This is a genomic window from Aliirhizobium wenxiniae (assembly GCF_014201355.1).
GTDB lineage: Bacteria > Pseudomonadota > Alphaproteobacteria > Rhizobiales > Rhizobiaceae > Neorhizobium > Neorhizobium wenxiniae.
Map to the genome: position 1 here is coordinate 1,204,963 of NZ_JACHEG010000002.1, position 16,217 is coordinate 1,221,179.

Below are 16,217 nucleotides of genomic sequence, written 5' to 3' on the forward strand. Positions count from 1 at the left end.
CATCACAGCGCTTACGCGAGACTGCGAAGGGACCGGGGCCGGTTCCGCCATCTGTCAGCCCCGTCGAGCAGCGATCGCTTTATGCTCTTTCTGCCATTTCACCGCTTCCTTGGCTTCGACGCGAGCCTGGCGGCGATAGCGGCCCTGTTTCCACCACGTCACCGATGCACCGATCGCCATGCCGACGAAAAGTGCCAGGAAAACGAAAACAAAGAAGGGCGCCGAAACGGACAATATGCTGTCTTGCGGACGGAACGGGTTAAGCGCCAGTGTGACAACCTGTCTATTCGCCACCGCCAAGACAATCAGGACGATGCCAATCGGCACGAAAACGACAAGCGACACAATACGCTTAAGCTTCGTCATAGGTCACTCCGGCAATTTCTCATTCAGCCATAGCAGATTGGCCCGGACGCCGCAGTTTCAAGACCCTGCGGCGATATCCACGCTCAATCGTCCTCGTCGGCCATGCCCGGGTTGAGGCGCTCACGCAACTCTTTACCGGTTTTGAAAAACGGTACCCATTTTTCTTCGACAAAGACGCTCTCACCCGTACGGGGGTTGCGCCCGGAGCGCGAGGGACGGTTCTTTACTGAGAACGCGCCGAAACCACGCAGTTCGACCCGGTTGCCGCCAGCAAGCGCATCCGTGATTTCATCGAGCACGGCATTGACGATGTTCTCGACGTCGCGATGGTAGAGATGCGGATTGCGTGCCGCAACGATCTGTACCAATTCGGATTTAATCACGGTTGCCCCCTGAAAAAATTAGATTTTCAACCCTTGCCAACCTGCCAAACCGAGACAAGACCGTCAAGGAACAACTTGCCGGAACCCCAACCATCGATCGCATCCGGCGTGATCGGCAGAGTGATACCGAGATAACGGAAAAGCCCCGTCAGCGCATGGGCAAACCAGAAGGACGACGAGGAATCGCTTTTTTTCCACTCGACAATCGGCAGATCGCGGGAAACGTCGCGCGTATCCAGGTAATCCAGAATGTCGTCGTCGCCGCCGAGCTTGTCGATGAGCTTGACGTTCAAAGCCTGCCTGCCGGTGAAGATCGTGCCGTCAGCAAGTTTCAGAACCTCGTCGCGCGGCAGCTTTCTGCGTTCGGCCACAAGGTCCACAAACCAGCCATAGCTATCCATGATCATGTTGCGGACCATGGTCTTGGCTTCTTCGCTGGCCGGATGGAAGGGCGACGGCTCGGCCTTGAGCGGTGAGGACTTTATTTCCTCGAGCGATACACCGATCTTCTTCATCAGCTCATCGGCCTGCGGATACTGAAAGATAACCCCTATCGACCCTGTGATCGAGCTTTCGCCGGCGATAATCGTGTCTCCGGCCGTAGCGATCATGTAACCGGCAGATGCCGCCAGGGTGCGAATGTCGGAAACGACCGGCTTCTTTTCAGCCACCTTGCGGATGGCCTGATAGAGGCGCTCCCCACCATAGGTGGTTCCGCCAGGCGAGGAAATAGACACGATCAAGGCCTTGGCCTGGCTGCTTTCAGCAATGCGATCAAGACGCTCGACCAGCTCGCGGTCATCCGTGATCATTCCCGAGATGTTCACGCGAGCGATATGGGGTGCGGCAGAACCGGATTGCTCCCCGGACATCGCCCAGTAGGATACGAAGCCAATGGCCGCCAAAAAGATCAATGCCGCGACGCGCCAGAAGCTGAGCTTGCGGCGCAACTGGCGCCGATCCGCGATTGCCATTTGGTCCATAAAATTTCCTTTGATGCCTAAAGCGCTTTACATAGGCCCCTATTTGCCCGATTGCATCGGTTCGTATCACGTTTTTATGTTCTCCATTATTGTTTGTTGAAGAATAAAAACCATATTGGCGGTCGACGATTGATCGCCCTGCCCTAACGGCGAGCGAAGAGATCGCCGGAAACGACGAAATGGAGCTTCATGCTGCAGCATATACGAAAGACAGGAAGCATACTCGCATCGATACAGGCGCCGACAAGCGCTTACGATGCTGCGCTGTCCCATTCTTCGCGCGTCAGCCGGCTGAAAATTCTCCTACCTGTGGCTGCCGGCTTAATTTCGCTTGGTTTTATTGGCGTTGCCATTGTCCGGACCTATCTGCCAGAAAATCTGTCAATCGAGAGCGCCAAAATAGAAGACGGAAAGATTGTCATGGAGCGCCCCGCCATATCCGGCCGCAACAGTGACGGGATCAGCTACTCGATGCTGGCCAACAAAGCTCTTCAGGACATCCAAAACCCTAACAAAATCACGCTCAAGGACGTCAAGGCGGCAGTGCCGATCAATGACGACCTGATCGCGCGCGTAACGGCAACAAGTGCAGATTTCGACCGTGGTGCCGACGTCCTGGATCTGACTGCACCATTCGACGTCAATCTGAGCAATGGGATCACCGCCCACTTCCAATCTGCCCATCTCGATATTCCCGGCGGGACAATGAACACTCCTGATGCGGTGAATATCTCAATGAGCCAAGGCTCTATTGTTGCAGATTCCATGAAGATCACCGATAAGGGGCATACCCTCAACTTCACCGGTAAGGTTCGGGTCCATCTCGATCCTGCAGCCATCCGCAACAAAGGCAAATAGAGCCCGGTCGCCATGATGCATCGTTGTTTTTCACTCAGCATTCCTGCCGCGACCGCGGTGGCCATGTTTTCCTGCCTCAGTGTTTCCGCCTTTGCTCAGTCCACAACGAGCAACATGAGCGGTCTCAAGCTGTCGAATGACCAGCCTATCCAGATCCAGAGCGACCAGCTGGAGATCAAGGATCAGGAAAAAAAGGCTTATTTCACCGGTAATGTGAATGTTGTGCAAGGCACAACCACACTGAAGGCCGGCAAGATGACCGTTCAGTACAAAGAGAAGGCCAATGGCGACGGCGGTGCGGCGTCGATTTCCAGTGGCAACGCCGACATCGACAAGATTTTTCTCGATGATACGGTTTTCCTGAGTTCGGGCACACAGCAAGCGACAGCCGAAGCTGGCCAGTTCGACATGGCGAGCCAGACGTTTGTGCTGACCGGCAAGCAGGTTGTGCTTTCCGATGGACCGAATGTGTTCAAAGGCTGCAAGCTGACTGTGCAAATGGCGAGCGGCCAGGCCAAGCTCGACAGCTGCGGTGGTCGCGTTGAAATCATGCTCGACCCAAAGTCGCGGCCCAAGCAATAGACTCATAACGTGAAACTTCCTTTTCTCCCCCAGTTGACGGCAAGGAAAACACCTTCGCCCGAACCCTTTATCGCACGCGACAAGGCGCGCTATGAAGGGACACTCGTCGCGCATGGACTGTCCAAGACCTACGACACGAGACGCGTTGTGAACGGCGTATCTCTGGTCGTGCGCCGTGGGGAGGCCGTCGGCCTGCTCGGGCCGAATGGCGCAGGCAAAACAACCTGCTTCTACATGATCACCGGCCTCGTTCCGGTCGACGAGGGAATGATCGCGATCAGCGGCAACGAAGTAACGCGCATGCCGATGTATCGCCGGGCGCGGCTTGGTGTCGGCTACCTGCCACAAGAGGCTTCGATCTTTCGTGGGCTGTCGGTGGAAGACAATATCCGTGCCGTACTCGAGGTCCACGAACCGAACCGGGACAAGCGAGAAGCGAAGCTCGACGAATTGCTGGAAGAATTTCACATCAGCCAGCTCCGCAAGTCTGCAGCCGTGGCCCTGTCGGGCGGCGAACGCCGTCGCCTGGAAATTGCCCGGGCACTGGCGACTGACCCGTCGTTCATGCTGCTCGACGAGCCTTTTGCAGGTGTCGATCCAATTTCCGTATCGGATATCCAGAATCTTGTCCGACACTTGACGGCACGCGGCATTGGCGTACTGATAACCGATCACAACGTGCGTGAGACGCTCGGCCTGATCGATAGAGCCTATATCATCCATGCGGGTGAAGTGCTGACCCACGGCCGGGCCTCTGACATCGTCAACAACCAGGATGTCCGTCGACTTTACCTTGGTGACAAGTTCAGCCTTTAAAATAGCGTCACAATTCGGCCGCCTCGGCGCTTGACCAAATCTTCCAAAAAAGCAATTCTTGTGCCAGATGCGCTGATAACGGCTAAGCAATGAGTGCGTGGCCGGGTGTTTTGGGAGTTTAGCGTCCACCATGGGTTTAACCGCCAGCCTTTTCCTGCGACAGACCCAATCGCTTGTGATGACTCCGCAGCTGATGCAGTCGATTCAGCTGCTGCAGATGACGCATTTCGAACTGAACCAGTTCATCGCGCAGGAAATAGAAAAGAACCCACTGCTCGAAATTTCGCCATCAGACGGCGAAACTGGCGCAGAATTGGGCTATGGCGACACAACGGATCACATTGCCGTAGAAGCTGATGTCGATGCGGGAGCATGGCGGGACGAGCAGGGTATCGTCATTACAGAAACGTTTGGCGAAGGCCTGGACGGCGGTACTGAAAACGTCTTTCCCGATGATAAGCCCGAGCGGCGAGGAGATGCGCCCGAGCTAATGGGCCAATGGAAATCGATGCCGGCGGGTGATGCCGGCGAGGATTACGATCTCAACGATTTCATTGCCAGCGAAGTCGGCCTACGGGAGCACATCAGCCAGCAAATCCCGCTGCTGCTCAAACAGTCGCAGGATCGCCTTATTGCCCAGCAGCTAAATGAAGAACTGGACGATGCCGGATATCTTCAGGCCGACCTCGGAGAGATCGCTGCCAGGCTCGGTATAACGACCGAGTACGCCGAGCAAATACTGGTGCGCCTGCAGACACTTGATCCACCCGGCATATTCGCCCGATCGCTCGGCGAATGTCTGGCGATCCAGCTTAAACAAAGGGATCGGCTCGATCCCGCCATGGACACTCTGGTCCGCCACCTGGATCTGTTGGCGAAGCGTGATTTCGCAAATCTCAGAAAGTTATGCGGCGTCGATGACGAGGACCTCATCGACATGCTTGCTGAAATTCGCCAGCTGAACCCGAAGCCGGGTGCGGATTTCGCAACTCAGGTCGCCGATGTGATCTCGCCGGACATCGTCGTCCGCCCTTCCAATATCGGCGGCTGGGCAGTGGAACTCAATCCGGAAACCCTGCCACGCGTTCTGGTCAACCAGACCTATTTTCAGCAGGTATCGAAGAACTGCCCGAAAAACAGCGGGGATTACGCGTTTCTTTCCGATTGCCTGCAGAACGGCAACTGGCTGACCCGCAGCCTGGACCAGCGTGCAAAGACGATCATGAAGGTCGCGACCGAGATCGTCCGCCAGCAGGACGCTTTTCTCATGCACGGTGTCGATCACCTGCGCCCGCTCAATCTGAAGACCGTTGCAGAAGCCATCAAGATGCACGAGTCCACGGTAAGCCGCGTTACTTCGAACAAGTACATGCTTACGCCGAGGGGCATGTTCGAGCTCAAATATTTCTTCACGGTTTCGATCGGATCGGCCGATGAAGGGGGCGACAGCCACTCTGCCGAAGCCGTGCGCCACAAGATCAAGATGCTGATCACACAGGAAGCGGCGGACGCCGTTCTTTCCGATGACGACATCGTGACCAGCCTCAAGCAGGCAGGAGTCGACCTCGCCCGCCGCACGGTCGCCAAGTATCGGGAAGCCATGAACATTCCCTCATCGGTTCAGCGCCGACGAGAGAAGCGCGCCGCGGCCAGAGTAGCCACGTTGTGATCAGCCTTTCAATGCATCCATAGGTCGAGACGTTGACTTCCTTTCCAACGAAGGCTAGAAGCGCCGCCGCTAGCGGGGCTTCCCCATAATTCCGCGCAAGGCAGAACAGATAGCGCTATTTTGCTGCAATCGGTTCGGACGGCTTGGATGAGAGAGCGGCTTGGCGTAGACTGGAACACGCAAGTCACGACAAGAAGGAATAATTCCATGAGTGTGCGTGTTTCCGGTAAGCATATGGAAATCGGTGATTCTTTCCGCCAAAAGATCGAGGACCATATCGGGGAGGCCATAACCAAATATTTCGATGGAGGCTATTCAAGCCAGGTTATCGTAGAGAAATCCGGCCCACGTTTTTCTGCTGATTGCAAAGTGCATCTCGATACGGGGATCGTGCTCCACGCCGCAGGCGAAGCCAATGACCCTCAGGGCAGTTTCGACGCTGCCGCCGAGCGGATCGAGAAGCGTCTGCGTCGCTACAAGCGGCGCCTGAAGGATCACCATGCCGGCAACCAGCCGAATGGATTTGCCGAAGTTGCCTACACGGTCATGGACCGCGTGCCCGACGAGGGCGATGAAGTACCAGAGGATTTCGCCCCAACCATCGTTGCGGAATCCACCAAGCAACTGAGAACGATGTCAGTTGCAACGGCCGTCATGGCTTTGGATATGACGGACGAACCTGTTCTTCTTTTCCGGAGCCCCGGTGACGAGAAGCTGAACATCGTTTACAGGCGCCACGACGGTAATATTGGCTGGATCGACTCCACCAATATCAAGAACTAACGAAACTCGGGAGGCGTCGGCAACGACGCTTCCCCTGCCTTCGCGGCACAAAGGAAGAAACGAATGGCATTGGCAGATCTGCTGCATCAAGATGCGATTATCCCTGCCTTAAAAGCGACCTCCAAGAAACAGCTCCTGCAGGAATTGGCAGCCAAGGCCGCCAAGCTGACGGGCGTTTCCGAACGGGAAATCTTCGACGTCATCCTACAGCGCGAGCGGCTGGGATCGACGGGCGTGGGACATGGCATCGCCATTCCGCATGGCAAGCTCAACGGTATTTCATCGATCAGCGGCATTTTTGCCCGGTTGGAGAGCCCTGTCGATTTCGAGGCGCTGGATGACGAACCGGTGGATCTCGTATTCCTTCTTCTTGCTCCGGAAGGCGCTGGCGCCGACCACCTCAAGGCGCTTTCGCGTATTGCACGTGTGCTGCGTGACCAAGATCTTGCCGCGAAACTGAGGCAGACCGATTCCGCCTCCGCGATCTATGCCTTCCTTAATGAAGAGCAGGCCAATAACGCGGCTTGAATGCCGCTTTCCTTTTCATGAAAATCGATAGATCAGATCATTTCCGCGTTTCTTCGAAACGCGAAACTGTCCCGTCTATTTTTCACCGCGATTCCTGACGCAAAACCGGTCCTCGCTTTTGCTGGTATTGCTTTAGCAGGCGAGATCGGCAACGACGGCGTCGAGGATCAGCATGCCGCTCGGGGTACAGCGTAACCTGGAATTGCCGAGACGCTCGATGAAGCCGTGTTCAAGCAGACGCTGTTCGCGGACAGGGTCTGGATCGCGGCCGGAGAGTTCCTGCCAGCGGGCGAGATCGACGCCTTCGGTGAGGCGCAGCCCCATCAGCAGAAGTTCGTCTGCCTGCTCATCGTAGCCGAGAACTTCCTGATCGTTCATCCCGTGGCCTTCGGCTTCGACACGCTCAAGCCAGGTTTCGGGACGACGCTCGGTGGCGGTGGCGATCTTGTTACGTCCACTGGTAAGACGACCATGTGCACCCGGCCCGATACCTGCATAATCGCCGTAACGCCAATAGGTCAGGTTATGGCGGCTCTCGGCGCCGGGCTTTGCGTGATTGGACACTTCATAAGCCGGCATGCCGTGACGTGCGGTGATTTCCTGCGTTGCCTCATAAAGCAAGGCGGATTGATCGTCATCCGGCACGATGAGCTTGCCTGCCTTGTGCAATCCGTAAAAGGGCGTGCCCTCCTCGATTGTCAACTGGTAGAGCGACAGATGGTCAACGGCGTAGGAAATTGCCTCCTCAAGCTCGGCTTCCCACGCTTCAACCGTCTGCTTGGGCCGGGCATAGATAAGGTCGAAGGACATGCGCGGAAAAATCTCACGCGCCAGCCGTATCGCTTTCAGCGCATCCGCAACGTCATGCAGCCGGCCGAGAAATTTGAGATCGGCATCGTTTAGGGCCTGCACGCCCATGGATACACGATTGACTCCGGCTGCCCGATAACCACGAAAACGCTCCGCCTCGACACTGGAGGGGTTGGCTTCCATGGTGATCTCGATGCCATCCGGAACGTTCCAGTGACGGGCAATGCCGTTGAGGATCGCTTCGACGGTCGAGGGATTCATCAGCGACGGCGTACCGCCGCCAAGAAAGATGCTGGTCACGACTTTCGGACCGCTCATCTTCCGCATCGTTTCCATTTCTTTCAAGAAAGCGGCAGTGAAACGGGCCTGATCCACCGGCTGATGGCGGACATGACTGTTGAAGTCGCAATAGGGACACTTGGCGGCACAGAACGGCCAATGGACATATACGCCGAAGCCCGGCTCGCCCGTATCGGGGAGCAGCGTATCGGGCAAATTAGAGGCTACGGCGTTCACGAAAGGTCAGGCCTCCAGGCAGGTTTCGACGAAAAGCTTGAAGGCGCGGGCACGGTGCGACAGGGCATGTTCGTCGCCCGGCTTCCAGCCATGCTTTTCTTCACTGGTCATTTCGCCGAAGGTCGTCTCGTAACCCTTAGGCTGGAAAAGCGGATCATAACCGAAACCGGCAGTGCCGCGCGGCGGCCAGGCGACCACGCCTTCGACCTCACCGCGGAAGAGTTCGGTATGGCCATCCGGCCAGGCGAGGCAGAGCACGCTGACGAAACGGCAGCTGCGCTTGTCGGGCGTGGTTGCACCCTCTTCCTCAAGCGCTTTTTCGACCTTTTCCATCGCCATCTGGAAATCGCGGCTGCCGTCCTCGCGCTCGGCCCAGTTGGCCGTGTAGACGCCCGGCGCCCCGTCGAGAGCATCGATCACGATGCCGCTGTCGTCGGAGAGAGCCGGAAGGCCGGAAGCCCTGGCAGATGCGAGCGCCTTGATCGTAGCGTTTTCCTCGAATGTGGTGCCGGTTTCATCCGGCTCCTCGAATTTCAGTTCGGCCGCAGACTTGGCCGAGAAACCGAACGGGCCGATCAGCTCGGCGATCTCCCTGATCTTGCCGGCATTATGGCTTGCGACAACGATCGTCTTGGTATCGAGCTTGCGCATGAAAATTCCTATTTTAGGTTCCAGAGCATCGGCTCTGCACATTCCAGGCTATTGCCGGCGGGATCACGGAAATAGATCGAGCGGGCGCCGTTGGGCCAGCGGAAATCGCTTTCGATCACAATGCCTGCCTTGTTGAGCTTTTCGACCATCCTGTCAATCGCCTGCGCATCCATACGGAAACAGAGGTGACCGGGACCGGTTGTGCCGTGCGGCGGGACAGGGAGCGCCTCGGGAGACGGCGGCTTTACCGTCTCCTTCGGATTGAAGATCAGTAGGATCGTCTCTCCGCAACGGAAGAAGACGTGGCGGTTGCCGGCGCGCAGGACTTTCTCAAGTCCCAGCACGCCGCCGTAAAAGCTTTCCGCCGCGTCGAGATCGTCGGTGTAAAGTGCGGTTTCGAGTATGCCTTCGATCACCGCTTCACCTTTCAGGCACCGATGGCGGCCTTTTGCATGGCGACCAGTTCCTGCGTGCCGGCTTCGGCAAGCGTCAGAAGCTGCAGAAATTCCTCGCGGCTGAACGGCTTGCCTTCGGCAGTGCCCTGCACTTCGACGATGCCGCCGGAGCCGGTCATGACGAAGTTGGCGTCGGTTTCAGCCGCAGAATCTTCGAGGTAATCCAGATCGATCACCGGCTGGTTGGCGAAGATACCACAGGAGATTGCCGCGACGTGGTCCTTCAGGACCTTGTCGAGCTTGATCATCGAGCGGGTTTCCATCCACTTGAGGCAATCGTGAAGCGCGATCCAGCCGCCGGTGATCGAGGCGGTACGGGTGCCGCCATCGGCCTGGATGACGTCGCAGTCGATGGTGATCTGCTTTTCACCGAGTGCCTCGAGATCGACGACCGCACGCAGCGAACGGCCGATCAAGCGCTGGATCTCAAGCGTGCGACCGCCCTGCTTGCCGGACGTGGCTTCGCGCTTCATGCGGTCACCGGTGGCGCGCGGCAGCATGCCGTATTCCGCGGTTACCCAGCCCTTGCCGGTGTTGCGCAGCCACGGCGGGGTCTTTTCTTCAAGGCTTGCGGTGCACAGCACGTGCGTGTCGCCGAACTTCACCAGGCAGGAACCTTCGGCATGCTTTGAGAAGTTGCGCTCGAAAGACACTTTGCGCATCTGGTTTACTGGTCTGCCTGAAGGCCGCATTGATCACTCCCTATATCAGCGCACCGCATCTTCAGGCGACAAAGCCCAAGCATGCGATGATCCTTTGATTTTCCGCATCGGATGACAGGCGAATTGTCGCCTATTTCATCTGCTGCAGCGTTTCCCGCCTTCTAAGGTGAGTGGGCATTTTTTGCAAAGAAAAAGCCTTGGCCGCGCCTTATCGTGACAATTGGCACGACATCTGCGATTTCCCTTTTGAGCCCTCCGCTGCAATGACTATATTTTGGAGGCAAGCAAATCGAGGTTACGTGAGGATATGAGCTTTTCTGCGGGTAGAGGCATGGATGTCGGATCAATGCTCGACGAGCGCTCACGTGAGATCTTTCGGCGGATCGTGGAGAGCTATCTCGAAAACGGCGAGCCTCTCGGCTCCCGCAATCTCTCGCGCCTGCTTCCCATGTCGCTCTCGCCGGCATCGGTACGTAATGTGATGAGCGACCTCGAACAGCTGGGCCTGATCTATTCACCGCATATCAGCGCAGGTCGACTGCCGACCCAGAGCGGGCTGCGCTTCTTTGTCGACGCCTTCATGCAGACTGGAAACCTTTCCGATGAGGAACGCGCAAGCATCGATCGACAGGTGCGCCCGAACGACAGGGACCAGACGCTGGAAAACCTGATGACGGATGCGAGCCTGATGCTGTCAGGCGTCTCGCGCGGAGCCGGCATCGTCATTACGACAAAAAGCGATCCGATCCTCAAGCATGTGGAGTTCATCCGGCTGGAACCAACAAAGGCGCTGGCCGTGCTTGTCGGCGATCACAATCAGATCGAAAACCGCATCATCGATTTGCCGGCTGGCGTGACCTCTTCACAGCTTACTGAAGCTGCCAATTTTCTCAACGCGCACCTGACCGGCCAGACGCTTCCAGAATTCCGCGGCCAGATTAAGAAGCTGAAGCAGGAGGTGCAGACGGAAGTCGATGCTCTGGCGCAGGATCTGATCGAGAAAGGCCTTGCGGTCTGGTCAGGCGACAGCGAGGAAGGCAAGCCAACCCAACTCATCGTTCGCGGCCGCGCCAATCTTCTGGAGGGATTGGGAGAGGCTTCGGATCTGGACCGGCTGCGGCTGCTGTTCGACGATCTGGAGAAGAAGGATAGCTTGATCGAAATTCTGGAGCTTGCCGAAGCCGGGTCCGGGGTTCGGATTTTCATCGGATCGGAAAACAAGCTGTTTTCGCTGTCCGGTTCATCGCTGATCGTCGCACCCTATCGCGATGGTGAGGACCGGATCGTCGGGGCCGTCGGCGTGATTGGACCAACCCGGCTCAACTATTCGCGTGTCGTACCGATGGTCGATTATACGGCCCAGTTGATCGCTCGCCTGTCGCGCGGCTCGATGTAAGTCAGCTCCTTCGTCCTCCAAGCCTTGATTTTTTGCCCGCAAACCTCGATATCGAGCCCAAATTCAAGATACAGATCAATCGGAGAACGTCATGACCGACGAAACCAAGAAAACCGGACCTGAAGCAGCTTTCGCGGATAACGAGATCGAAGCTGCAGCAGCCGATTTTGACGGTGCCGCCGAAGAGAATGCTGCTGAAGTTGCAGCCGAGCCGGATCCGCTGGATGTGCTGAAGGCCGAGAATTCCGAACTGCGCGACCGCTTCCTTCGACTTGCTGCCGAAATGGACAATCTGCGCCGCCGAACCGAGCGCGATGTGAAGGACGCCAAGTCATATGCCGTTTCCGGCTTTGCACGTGACATGCTGGCCGTTTCGGACAACCTTCGCCGCGCTCTCGATGCAGTTCCGGCCGACCAGCGCTCTGGCGCGGACGCCACGCTGACGACCCTTCTCGAAGGCGTCGAAATGACCGAACGCGCCATGCTTTCGGCTCTTGAGCGCCACGGCGTGAAAAAGATCGATGCAGAGGGCGAGAAGTTCGACCCGAACTTCCATCAGGCGATGTTCGAAATTCCTAACCCGGCGGTTCCGAACAACACGGTCGTACAGGTCGTGCAGGCAGGCTTCACGATCGGCGACCGCGTTCTGCGCCCGGCCATGGTCGGTGTTGCCAAGGGCGGCCCGAAGACAGAGGCTGCAGCAGGCGACGCCTGATATCCGGCACAGATACCGGAGAGGCGCGCAGGCGTCTCTTCAGTGTGCCGTCTCCAGAGCGGAGCTTGCCAGATTCCTGATAAGCTCCAGCTCCTGCTGAAGATGTATCCGCGTTCGACGATCCGTTTCGGCCAGGGCACTGCCTTCTTCTTCGGCAAGCGCGAAGATAATGTCGAGTTCATCCAGCAAGCCTGGATCCTTGATGGCCAGCAGGGTGATGACGGCTTTCAACAGCTTATCGTTAGCCGCGATCCGAGCGCGCGCTTCTTCATTCATGGTCTTCCTCCAGACGATCGATGGAACATGTAGCGCCTTTCCTCAAAACAAAGGGGGACGGCGAGATGTTTCGAAAGAATTGCGGCCACCTGAACCTCCGCGGATCCCCGATGTCGGCTCCCGACATCATAGGGCCTTGTTTTGGCTTGCGTCATTTAAGCAGGATCAACCTACACTTTTGCGCGATATACTTTGACGTTCGGCAGCGCCCTCAAAGCTTGATCGCGGTCACATACAGCCATTGGGTCGGCAAGCCATCATAGGCGCCGCCTGCTCCCTCTTCGACTGTGATGGATTTCCAGGGGGCGGCCTCGTAACACTCCTGAAGCCAATCCCCTGACGGGTAGTTGAAAAAGCGGCCAAGGGTATCATGTCCCTCGGTTTCGCCTGCCTTGAAACTGGCGTAGAATACTCCGCCCGGGCGCAGGGCCGTATGGATCTTCTGCAGAATGCCGCCAAGCTCGCTACGCGGGACGTGCAACAGGCATGCATTGGCCCAGATACCGTCAAAGGCCGATACCATATCGATATCCTCGAAACGCAGGACCAGAACGGGGACCGAAAGACGCGATGAAGCTTCGCTTGCCATCTCCAGGATGCCGTCGGTGGGCAGGACATCAAAACCGCGGGCAATCATGACGGCGCTGTCGCGGCCACTGCCGCAGCCGAGCTCCAGAATGGTTGCTCCGGCAGAAAGCCCAGCGAGAAAGGTATCCAGCCGTTTCAGGCTCGCATCCGAAAGCGCCGCCGCATATGTTGCCGCGTTGTCGGAATAGAAGCGCGATGTCGGATCGTCCTTACGATGCATTGTCGTCTTACCGCTGCGACAGGAGAAGCTTCGTGCCGAAGCCGACAAAAACCGTTGCGACGCCGAGATCGATCTTCCGTTTTGCCTTGAGGTAAGCCGCCGCCACTCGTGGATGAGTAATCAATGCAACGAGGCAGCTGTAATAAAGCGCCGAGACGGTCACCATTACCCCGATCGCAGCAACACCGTAAAGAAATGGCGTGCCGGCCGGCATGCTGACAGCGAAAAGCGAGGCGACGAAGAGTGCGGATTTCGGATTGGCGAGATTGGTCGCCAATCCCATGCGGTAAGCTGTCTTCAACGAAATATCGGCCTTGGTGAGGATGGCCTCTGGTGCTCTGCGCGCCTTTCTGACGTCAATAAACACACGAATACCGAGCCAGATCAGATAAAGACCGCCGGCAATTTTCAAAGCCAGATAGGCAAAGGGTGCCGCCTGAAAAAGAGCATTGATGCCGAGCCATCCGGCGATGCCCCAACACAGCGTGCCGGTAATAGTCCCCATGACCGCAGAGATCGCCACCTTGCGCGGTGCCGTCAGACAGTAGCGGATTACCAGAAGCGTATTCGGTCCCGGCGTGATGCAGGCAACGCCCCAGATCATAGCGACGGATAACAGGAACATGCAGAGCCTCTTGCTCGATCATCGGCATTTTCCCAGAAGTTCGACTTGCGGGCTCAACGCGTCAAGAGCCGATCTTCGAGAGCACCCATTATCGTCATGGATCTCGAAATAGAAAATGGGCCGCTCCTTGCGGAACGACCCATCCGGTCATCAAATTTGGCTCAGCGGCCGATCATGCGTTATTCTCATTGATCAGGCGCTTCAGGAGCTCGACCTCATGGCCGAGCTTGCTGTCGTCGCCGATCAATTCCTCGATCTTGCGCACCGCGTGAAGAACGGTCGTGTGATCGCGTCCGCCGAAACGACGCCCAATTTCCGGGAAGGAACGCGGCGTCATGGTCTTTGCCAGATACATGGCAATCTGGCGCGGCTTGACGATGACGCGGGTACGACGGTTCGAAACGAGTTCCTGACGCGACACGTTATAGTGACGGGCAACGACGCGTTGGATATCCTCGATACGGACGCGCTTTGCCTCGCCGGCGCCAACCAGATGCGCCAGAAGCTCATCAACCCGCTCGATGGAAAGCGAGGGCTCGAACGAACGACGGAACAGAAGCTGGTTGAAGGCACCTTCCAGTTCGCGGCCGCTGCTGGCGACGTTACGGGCAACGTGGCTGAGGATTTCAGTCGGAATATCGAGCGACGGATCGTCCTGCTTGGCAGCCTGCAGACGACCCTTGAGCATTTCCAGACGCATTTCGTATTCGGGGGATTCCAGCTCGATGGCAACGCCGCCCTGAAGACGCGAGCGGACGCGCGGATCGAGCGATTCCAGCTCCCAGGGCGCACGGTCTGCTGCCACCACAACCTGCTTTGCGCTGTCGAGCAGCATGTTGAGGAGGTGGCAGAATTCGTTCTGGATCATCTTACCCTGCAGAAACTGCATGTCGTCGATGATCAGGAGATCGATATTGCGCAAGCTGTCCTTGAGCGTCAGGGCATCATTGTCACGGATCGCAGTAGCGAAACGCCACATGAAATACTCAGCCGTCAGGTAGACCACACGCGGGTTACGGTTGCTGCCGACGGCAGCGTTGGCAATCGCCTGAAGAAGATGCGTCTTGCCGAGACCCACATTCGAATGAATGAAGAGCGGGTTGAAGCGCACGGCGCCTGCACCGGCTTCGGCGATCGTCTTTGCGGCGGCAAGCGCCACGCGATTGGAAGAACCTTCGATATAGGTCTCGAAGGTATAACGGCTATCAAGAGGAGAGCCGAACAACGGCCCGGACTGCGTATTGCGCGTCGCAGTTGAGGCAGCAGACAGCGGCGCCGGAAAGGTCGCGATCTTGCCGATTTCACGCGGCTGCGAAGCGCGATTGAAACTGGTTGCAGCGTTGTTTTCGACCGGAGCCGGTCGCTGTTCGACAACACCGGGAGCCTTGACCGCGCGGCTTGCGCTGCGGACCAGGATTTCCACCTTGAGAATTTCCTTGTCCTCTTCCTTGAAGAGGCCTTCGATCAGCTCGAGATACCGGTTGTTGATCCAGGACTTCAGGAAAGTCGTCGGAACGGTGAGCCGCACGACGCTTTTTGATACAGAATGAAGCTTAAGACGCGCAAACCAACTTGCATAAACATCCTGACCGACCTGCGCCTTCAATCGCGCACTGAACCGCTCGAAAAGAGCATCATGCTGCATTTCCGCTGTTTCCCCTGCCGCTTGGGAGCAAACTGTATCGAATCCCTGTCGCGCACGGTCGCTGTCACCAAGTGCCCGTGTCGATACGGTATTGATCTGCATTATTTGCCGCCTTCTGAATGGAGCCCGGCGAACTGATTTCGCCAGACATAGTCGTAAATTTCACCGAACCCTTCCCGCTAAGGAAAGGCTTTAAATCGTCCCCTTAATTTTCCCAGCTTCATCCGCCAGAACGAAGCTCATCTTCCGGTCCGCCTCGTTCAGGCCGGTCGATACGGGTCACCCCTATGTCTCATCCTCGTACGAGACATCATGAGTGCGGAATGCCAACAAACCGCCGAGGCGGGCTGCGGACACAAAAAGACTGCGGCCGAAAAGCATGCACTTTTCGGTTTGCAACCCTAAGTTTATGGAAAACGGGAGTTCTTGTCCCGCAGCAAAGAACGTGAAACATCCGCGACCTTCTCTTGATTGAGACTGTCAGCGGAAGCTCCTGAAGTTGTCCCCGAGCCCCTTGCTGGAAGCCATTTAGGCAGGATCACCTGGCAAGATCAACAGTGTTTTTTACCCAAAATTAAGCGCCGGGCGTTGACTCTTGCCGCGTGTTTAGAATGTCGCAGAGCCTGTCATAAAGAATCGCTGTTGAATCAATGAGATTCAAATTTGGCCAGCCACAACCATCGCGATTCA

Annotated in this window: 19 protein-coding genes; 8 read left to right on the forward strand and 11 right to left on the reverse strand. The window is 57.0% G+C overall.

All coding sequences use genetic code 11. The features are described 5' to 3' along the window. Positions 1 to 54: 54 nt before the first annotated feature. The 3 genes from HNQ72_RS13720 to sppA form a co-directional block, all read right to left on the reverse strand. Positions 55 to 366 (reverse strand): lipopolysaccharide assembly protein LapA domain-containing protein, encoded by a 312-nt coding sequence (locus tag HNQ72_RS13720; RefSeq protein ID WP_183992758.1) that lies wholly within the window; start codon positions 364 to 366, stop codon positions 55 to 57. Between the two features lie 83 nt (positions 367 to 449). Next, positions 450 to 749, reverse strand: coding sequence for an integration host factor subunit beta (locus tag HNQ72_RS13725; protein ID WP_112454414.1), 300 nt, complete (start codon positions 747 to 749; stop codon positions 450 to 452). Positions 750 to 775: 26 nt separating this feature from the next. Next, a complete protein-coding gene (gene sppA / locus HNQ72_RS13730) occupies positions 776 to 1,732 on the reverse strand; it encodes a signal peptide peptidase SppA (protein ID WP_183992759.1) in 957 nt (318 codons plus the stop codon). A 189-nt stretch (positions 1,733 to 1,921) separates the two neighbouring features. Between sppA and lptC the strand changes: the two genes are divergently transcribed. The 6 genes from lptC (at position 1,922) to ptsN (ending at position 6,968) form a co-directional block, all read left to right on the forward strand. After that, complete coding sequence (lptC, locus tag HNQ72_RS13735; RefSeq protein WP_183992760.1) at positions 1,922 to 2,590, forward strand: LPS export ABC transporter periplasmic protein LptC; 669 nt, start codon at positions 1,922 to 1,924, stop codon at positions 2,588 to 2,590. Between the two features lie 12 nt (positions 2,591 to 2,602). Beyond that, positions 2,603 to 3,172 carry an LptA/OstA family protein gene (locus tag HNQ72_RS13740; protein ID WP_183823591.1) on the forward strand — a complete coding sequence of 190 codons (570 nt, stop codon included), beginning with the start codon at positions 2,603 to 2,605 and terminating at the stop codon, positions 3,170 to 3,172. A 33-nt stretch (positions 3,173 to 3,205) separates the two neighbouring features. Beyond that, the gene (gene lptB, locus HNQ72_RS13745) at positions 3,206 to 3,988 is read left to right on the forward strand and encodes an LPS export ABC transporter ATP-binding protein (RefSeq protein ID WP_183993132.1); all 783 of its coding nucleotides are present in this window, start codon (positions 3,206 to 3,208) and stop codon (positions 3,986 to 3,988) included. A 130-nt stretch (positions 3,989 to 4,118) separates the two neighbouring features. Then, complete coding sequence (rpoN, locus tag HNQ72_RS13750) at positions 4,119 to 5,657, forward strand: RNA polymerase factor sigma-54 (protein WP_183993133.1); 1,539 nt, start codon at positions 4,119 to 4,121, stop codon at positions 5,655 to 5,657. Between the two features lie 207 nt (positions 5,658 to 5,864). Then, positions 5,865 to 6,440, forward strand: a complete 576-nt coding sequence (hpf, locus tag HNQ72_RS13755) for a ribosome hibernation-promoting factor, HPF/YfiA family (RefSeq protein WP_183993134.1) — start codon at positions 5,865 to 5,867, stop codon at positions 6,438 to 6,440. A gap of 63 nt (positions 6,441 to 6,503) precedes the next feature. Then, positions 6,504 to 6,968: a PTS IIA-like nitrogen regulatory protein PtsN gene (gene ptsN / locus HNQ72_RS13760; RefSeq protein WP_183992761.1), complete on the forward strand. Its 465-nt coding sequence runs from the start codon at positions 6,504 to 6,506 to the stop codon at positions 6,966 to 6,968. A gap of 132 nt (positions 6,969 to 7,100) precedes the next feature. Here the strand turns inward: ptsN and hemW are convergent, their stop codons facing one another. The 4 genes from hemW to rph are packed head-to-tail and all read right to left on the reverse strand — an operon-like array spanning position 7,101 to position 10,092. After that, entirely contained in the window at positions 7,101 to 8,294 is a 1,194-nt protein-coding gene (hemW, locus tag HNQ72_RS13765) for a radical SAM family heme chaperone HemW (RefSeq protein ID WP_183992762.1), read from the reverse strand. A 6-nt stretch (positions 8,295 to 8,300) separates the two neighbouring features. Next, the gene (gene rdgB, locus HNQ72_RS13770) at positions 8,301 to 8,945 is read right to left on the reverse strand and encodes an RdgB/HAM1 family non-canonical purine NTP pyrophosphatase (RefSeq protein WP_183992763.1); all 645 of its coding nucleotides are present in this window, start codon (positions 8,943 to 8,945) and stop codon (positions 8,301 to 8,303) included. An 8-nt stretch (positions 8,946 to 8,953) separates the two neighbouring features. Further along, a complete protein-coding gene (locus tag HNQ72_RS13775; protein ID WP_183992764.1) occupies positions 8,954 to 9,361 on the reverse strand; it encodes a VOC family protein in 408 nt (135 codons plus the stop codon). A gap of 11 nt (positions 9,362 to 9,372) precedes the next feature. Then, complete coding sequence (rph, locus tag HNQ72_RS13780; RefSeq protein WP_183992765.1) at positions 9,373 to 10,092, reverse strand: ribonuclease PH; 720 nt, start codon at positions 10,090 to 10,092, stop codon at positions 9,373 to 9,375. Positions 10,093 to 10,369: 277 nt separating this feature from the next. On the opposite strand from rph, the gene hrcA reads away from it, so the two are divergent. Then, complete coding sequence (gene hrcA / locus HNQ72_RS13785) at positions 10,370 to 11,458, forward strand: heat-inducible transcriptional repressor HrcA (RefSeq protein WP_148146009.1); 1,089 nt, start codon at positions 10,370 to 10,372, stop codon at positions 11,456 to 11,458. A 91-nt stretch (positions 11,459 to 11,549) separates the two neighbouring features. Next, positions 11,550 to 12,173, forward strand: a complete 624-nt coding sequence (gene grpE, locus HNQ72_RS13790; protein ID WP_183992766.1) for a nucleotide exchange factor GrpE — start codon at positions 11,550 to 11,552, stop codon at positions 12,171 to 12,173. A 39-nt stretch (positions 12,174 to 12,212) separates the two neighbouring features. On the opposite strand, the gene HNQ72_RS13795 is transcribed toward grpE, so the two are convergent. The 4 genes from HNQ72_RS13795 to dnaA form a co-directional block, all read right to left on the reverse strand. Continuing rightward, entirely contained in the window at positions 12,213 to 12,449 is a 237-nt protein-coding gene (locus HNQ72_RS13795) for a hypothetical protein (RefSeq protein ID WP_183992767.1), read from the reverse strand. A 211-nt stretch (positions 12,450 to 12,660) separates the two neighbouring features. Further along, positions 12,661 to 13,257 carry a class I SAM-dependent methyltransferase gene (locus HNQ72_RS13800; RefSeq protein WP_183992768.1) on the reverse strand — a complete coding sequence of 199 codons (597 nt, stop codon included), beginning with the start codon at positions 13,255 to 13,257 and terminating at the stop codon, positions 12,661 to 12,663. Between the two features lie 7 nt (positions 13,258 to 13,264). Further along, complete coding sequence (locus tag HNQ72_RS13805; RefSeq protein ID WP_183992769.1) at positions 13,265 to 13,882, reverse strand: LysE family translocator; 618 nt, start codon at positions 13,880 to 13,882, stop codon at positions 13,265 to 13,267. Between the two features lie 172 nt (positions 13,883 to 14,054). Beyond that, positions 14,055 to 15,629 (reverse strand): chromosomal replication initiator protein DnaA, encoded by a 1,575-nt coding sequence (gene dnaA, locus HNQ72_RS13810; protein WP_183992770.1) that lies wholly within the window; start codon positions 15,627 to 15,629, stop codon positions 14,055 to 14,057. Positions 15,630 to 16,217: the final 588 nt, after the last annotated feature.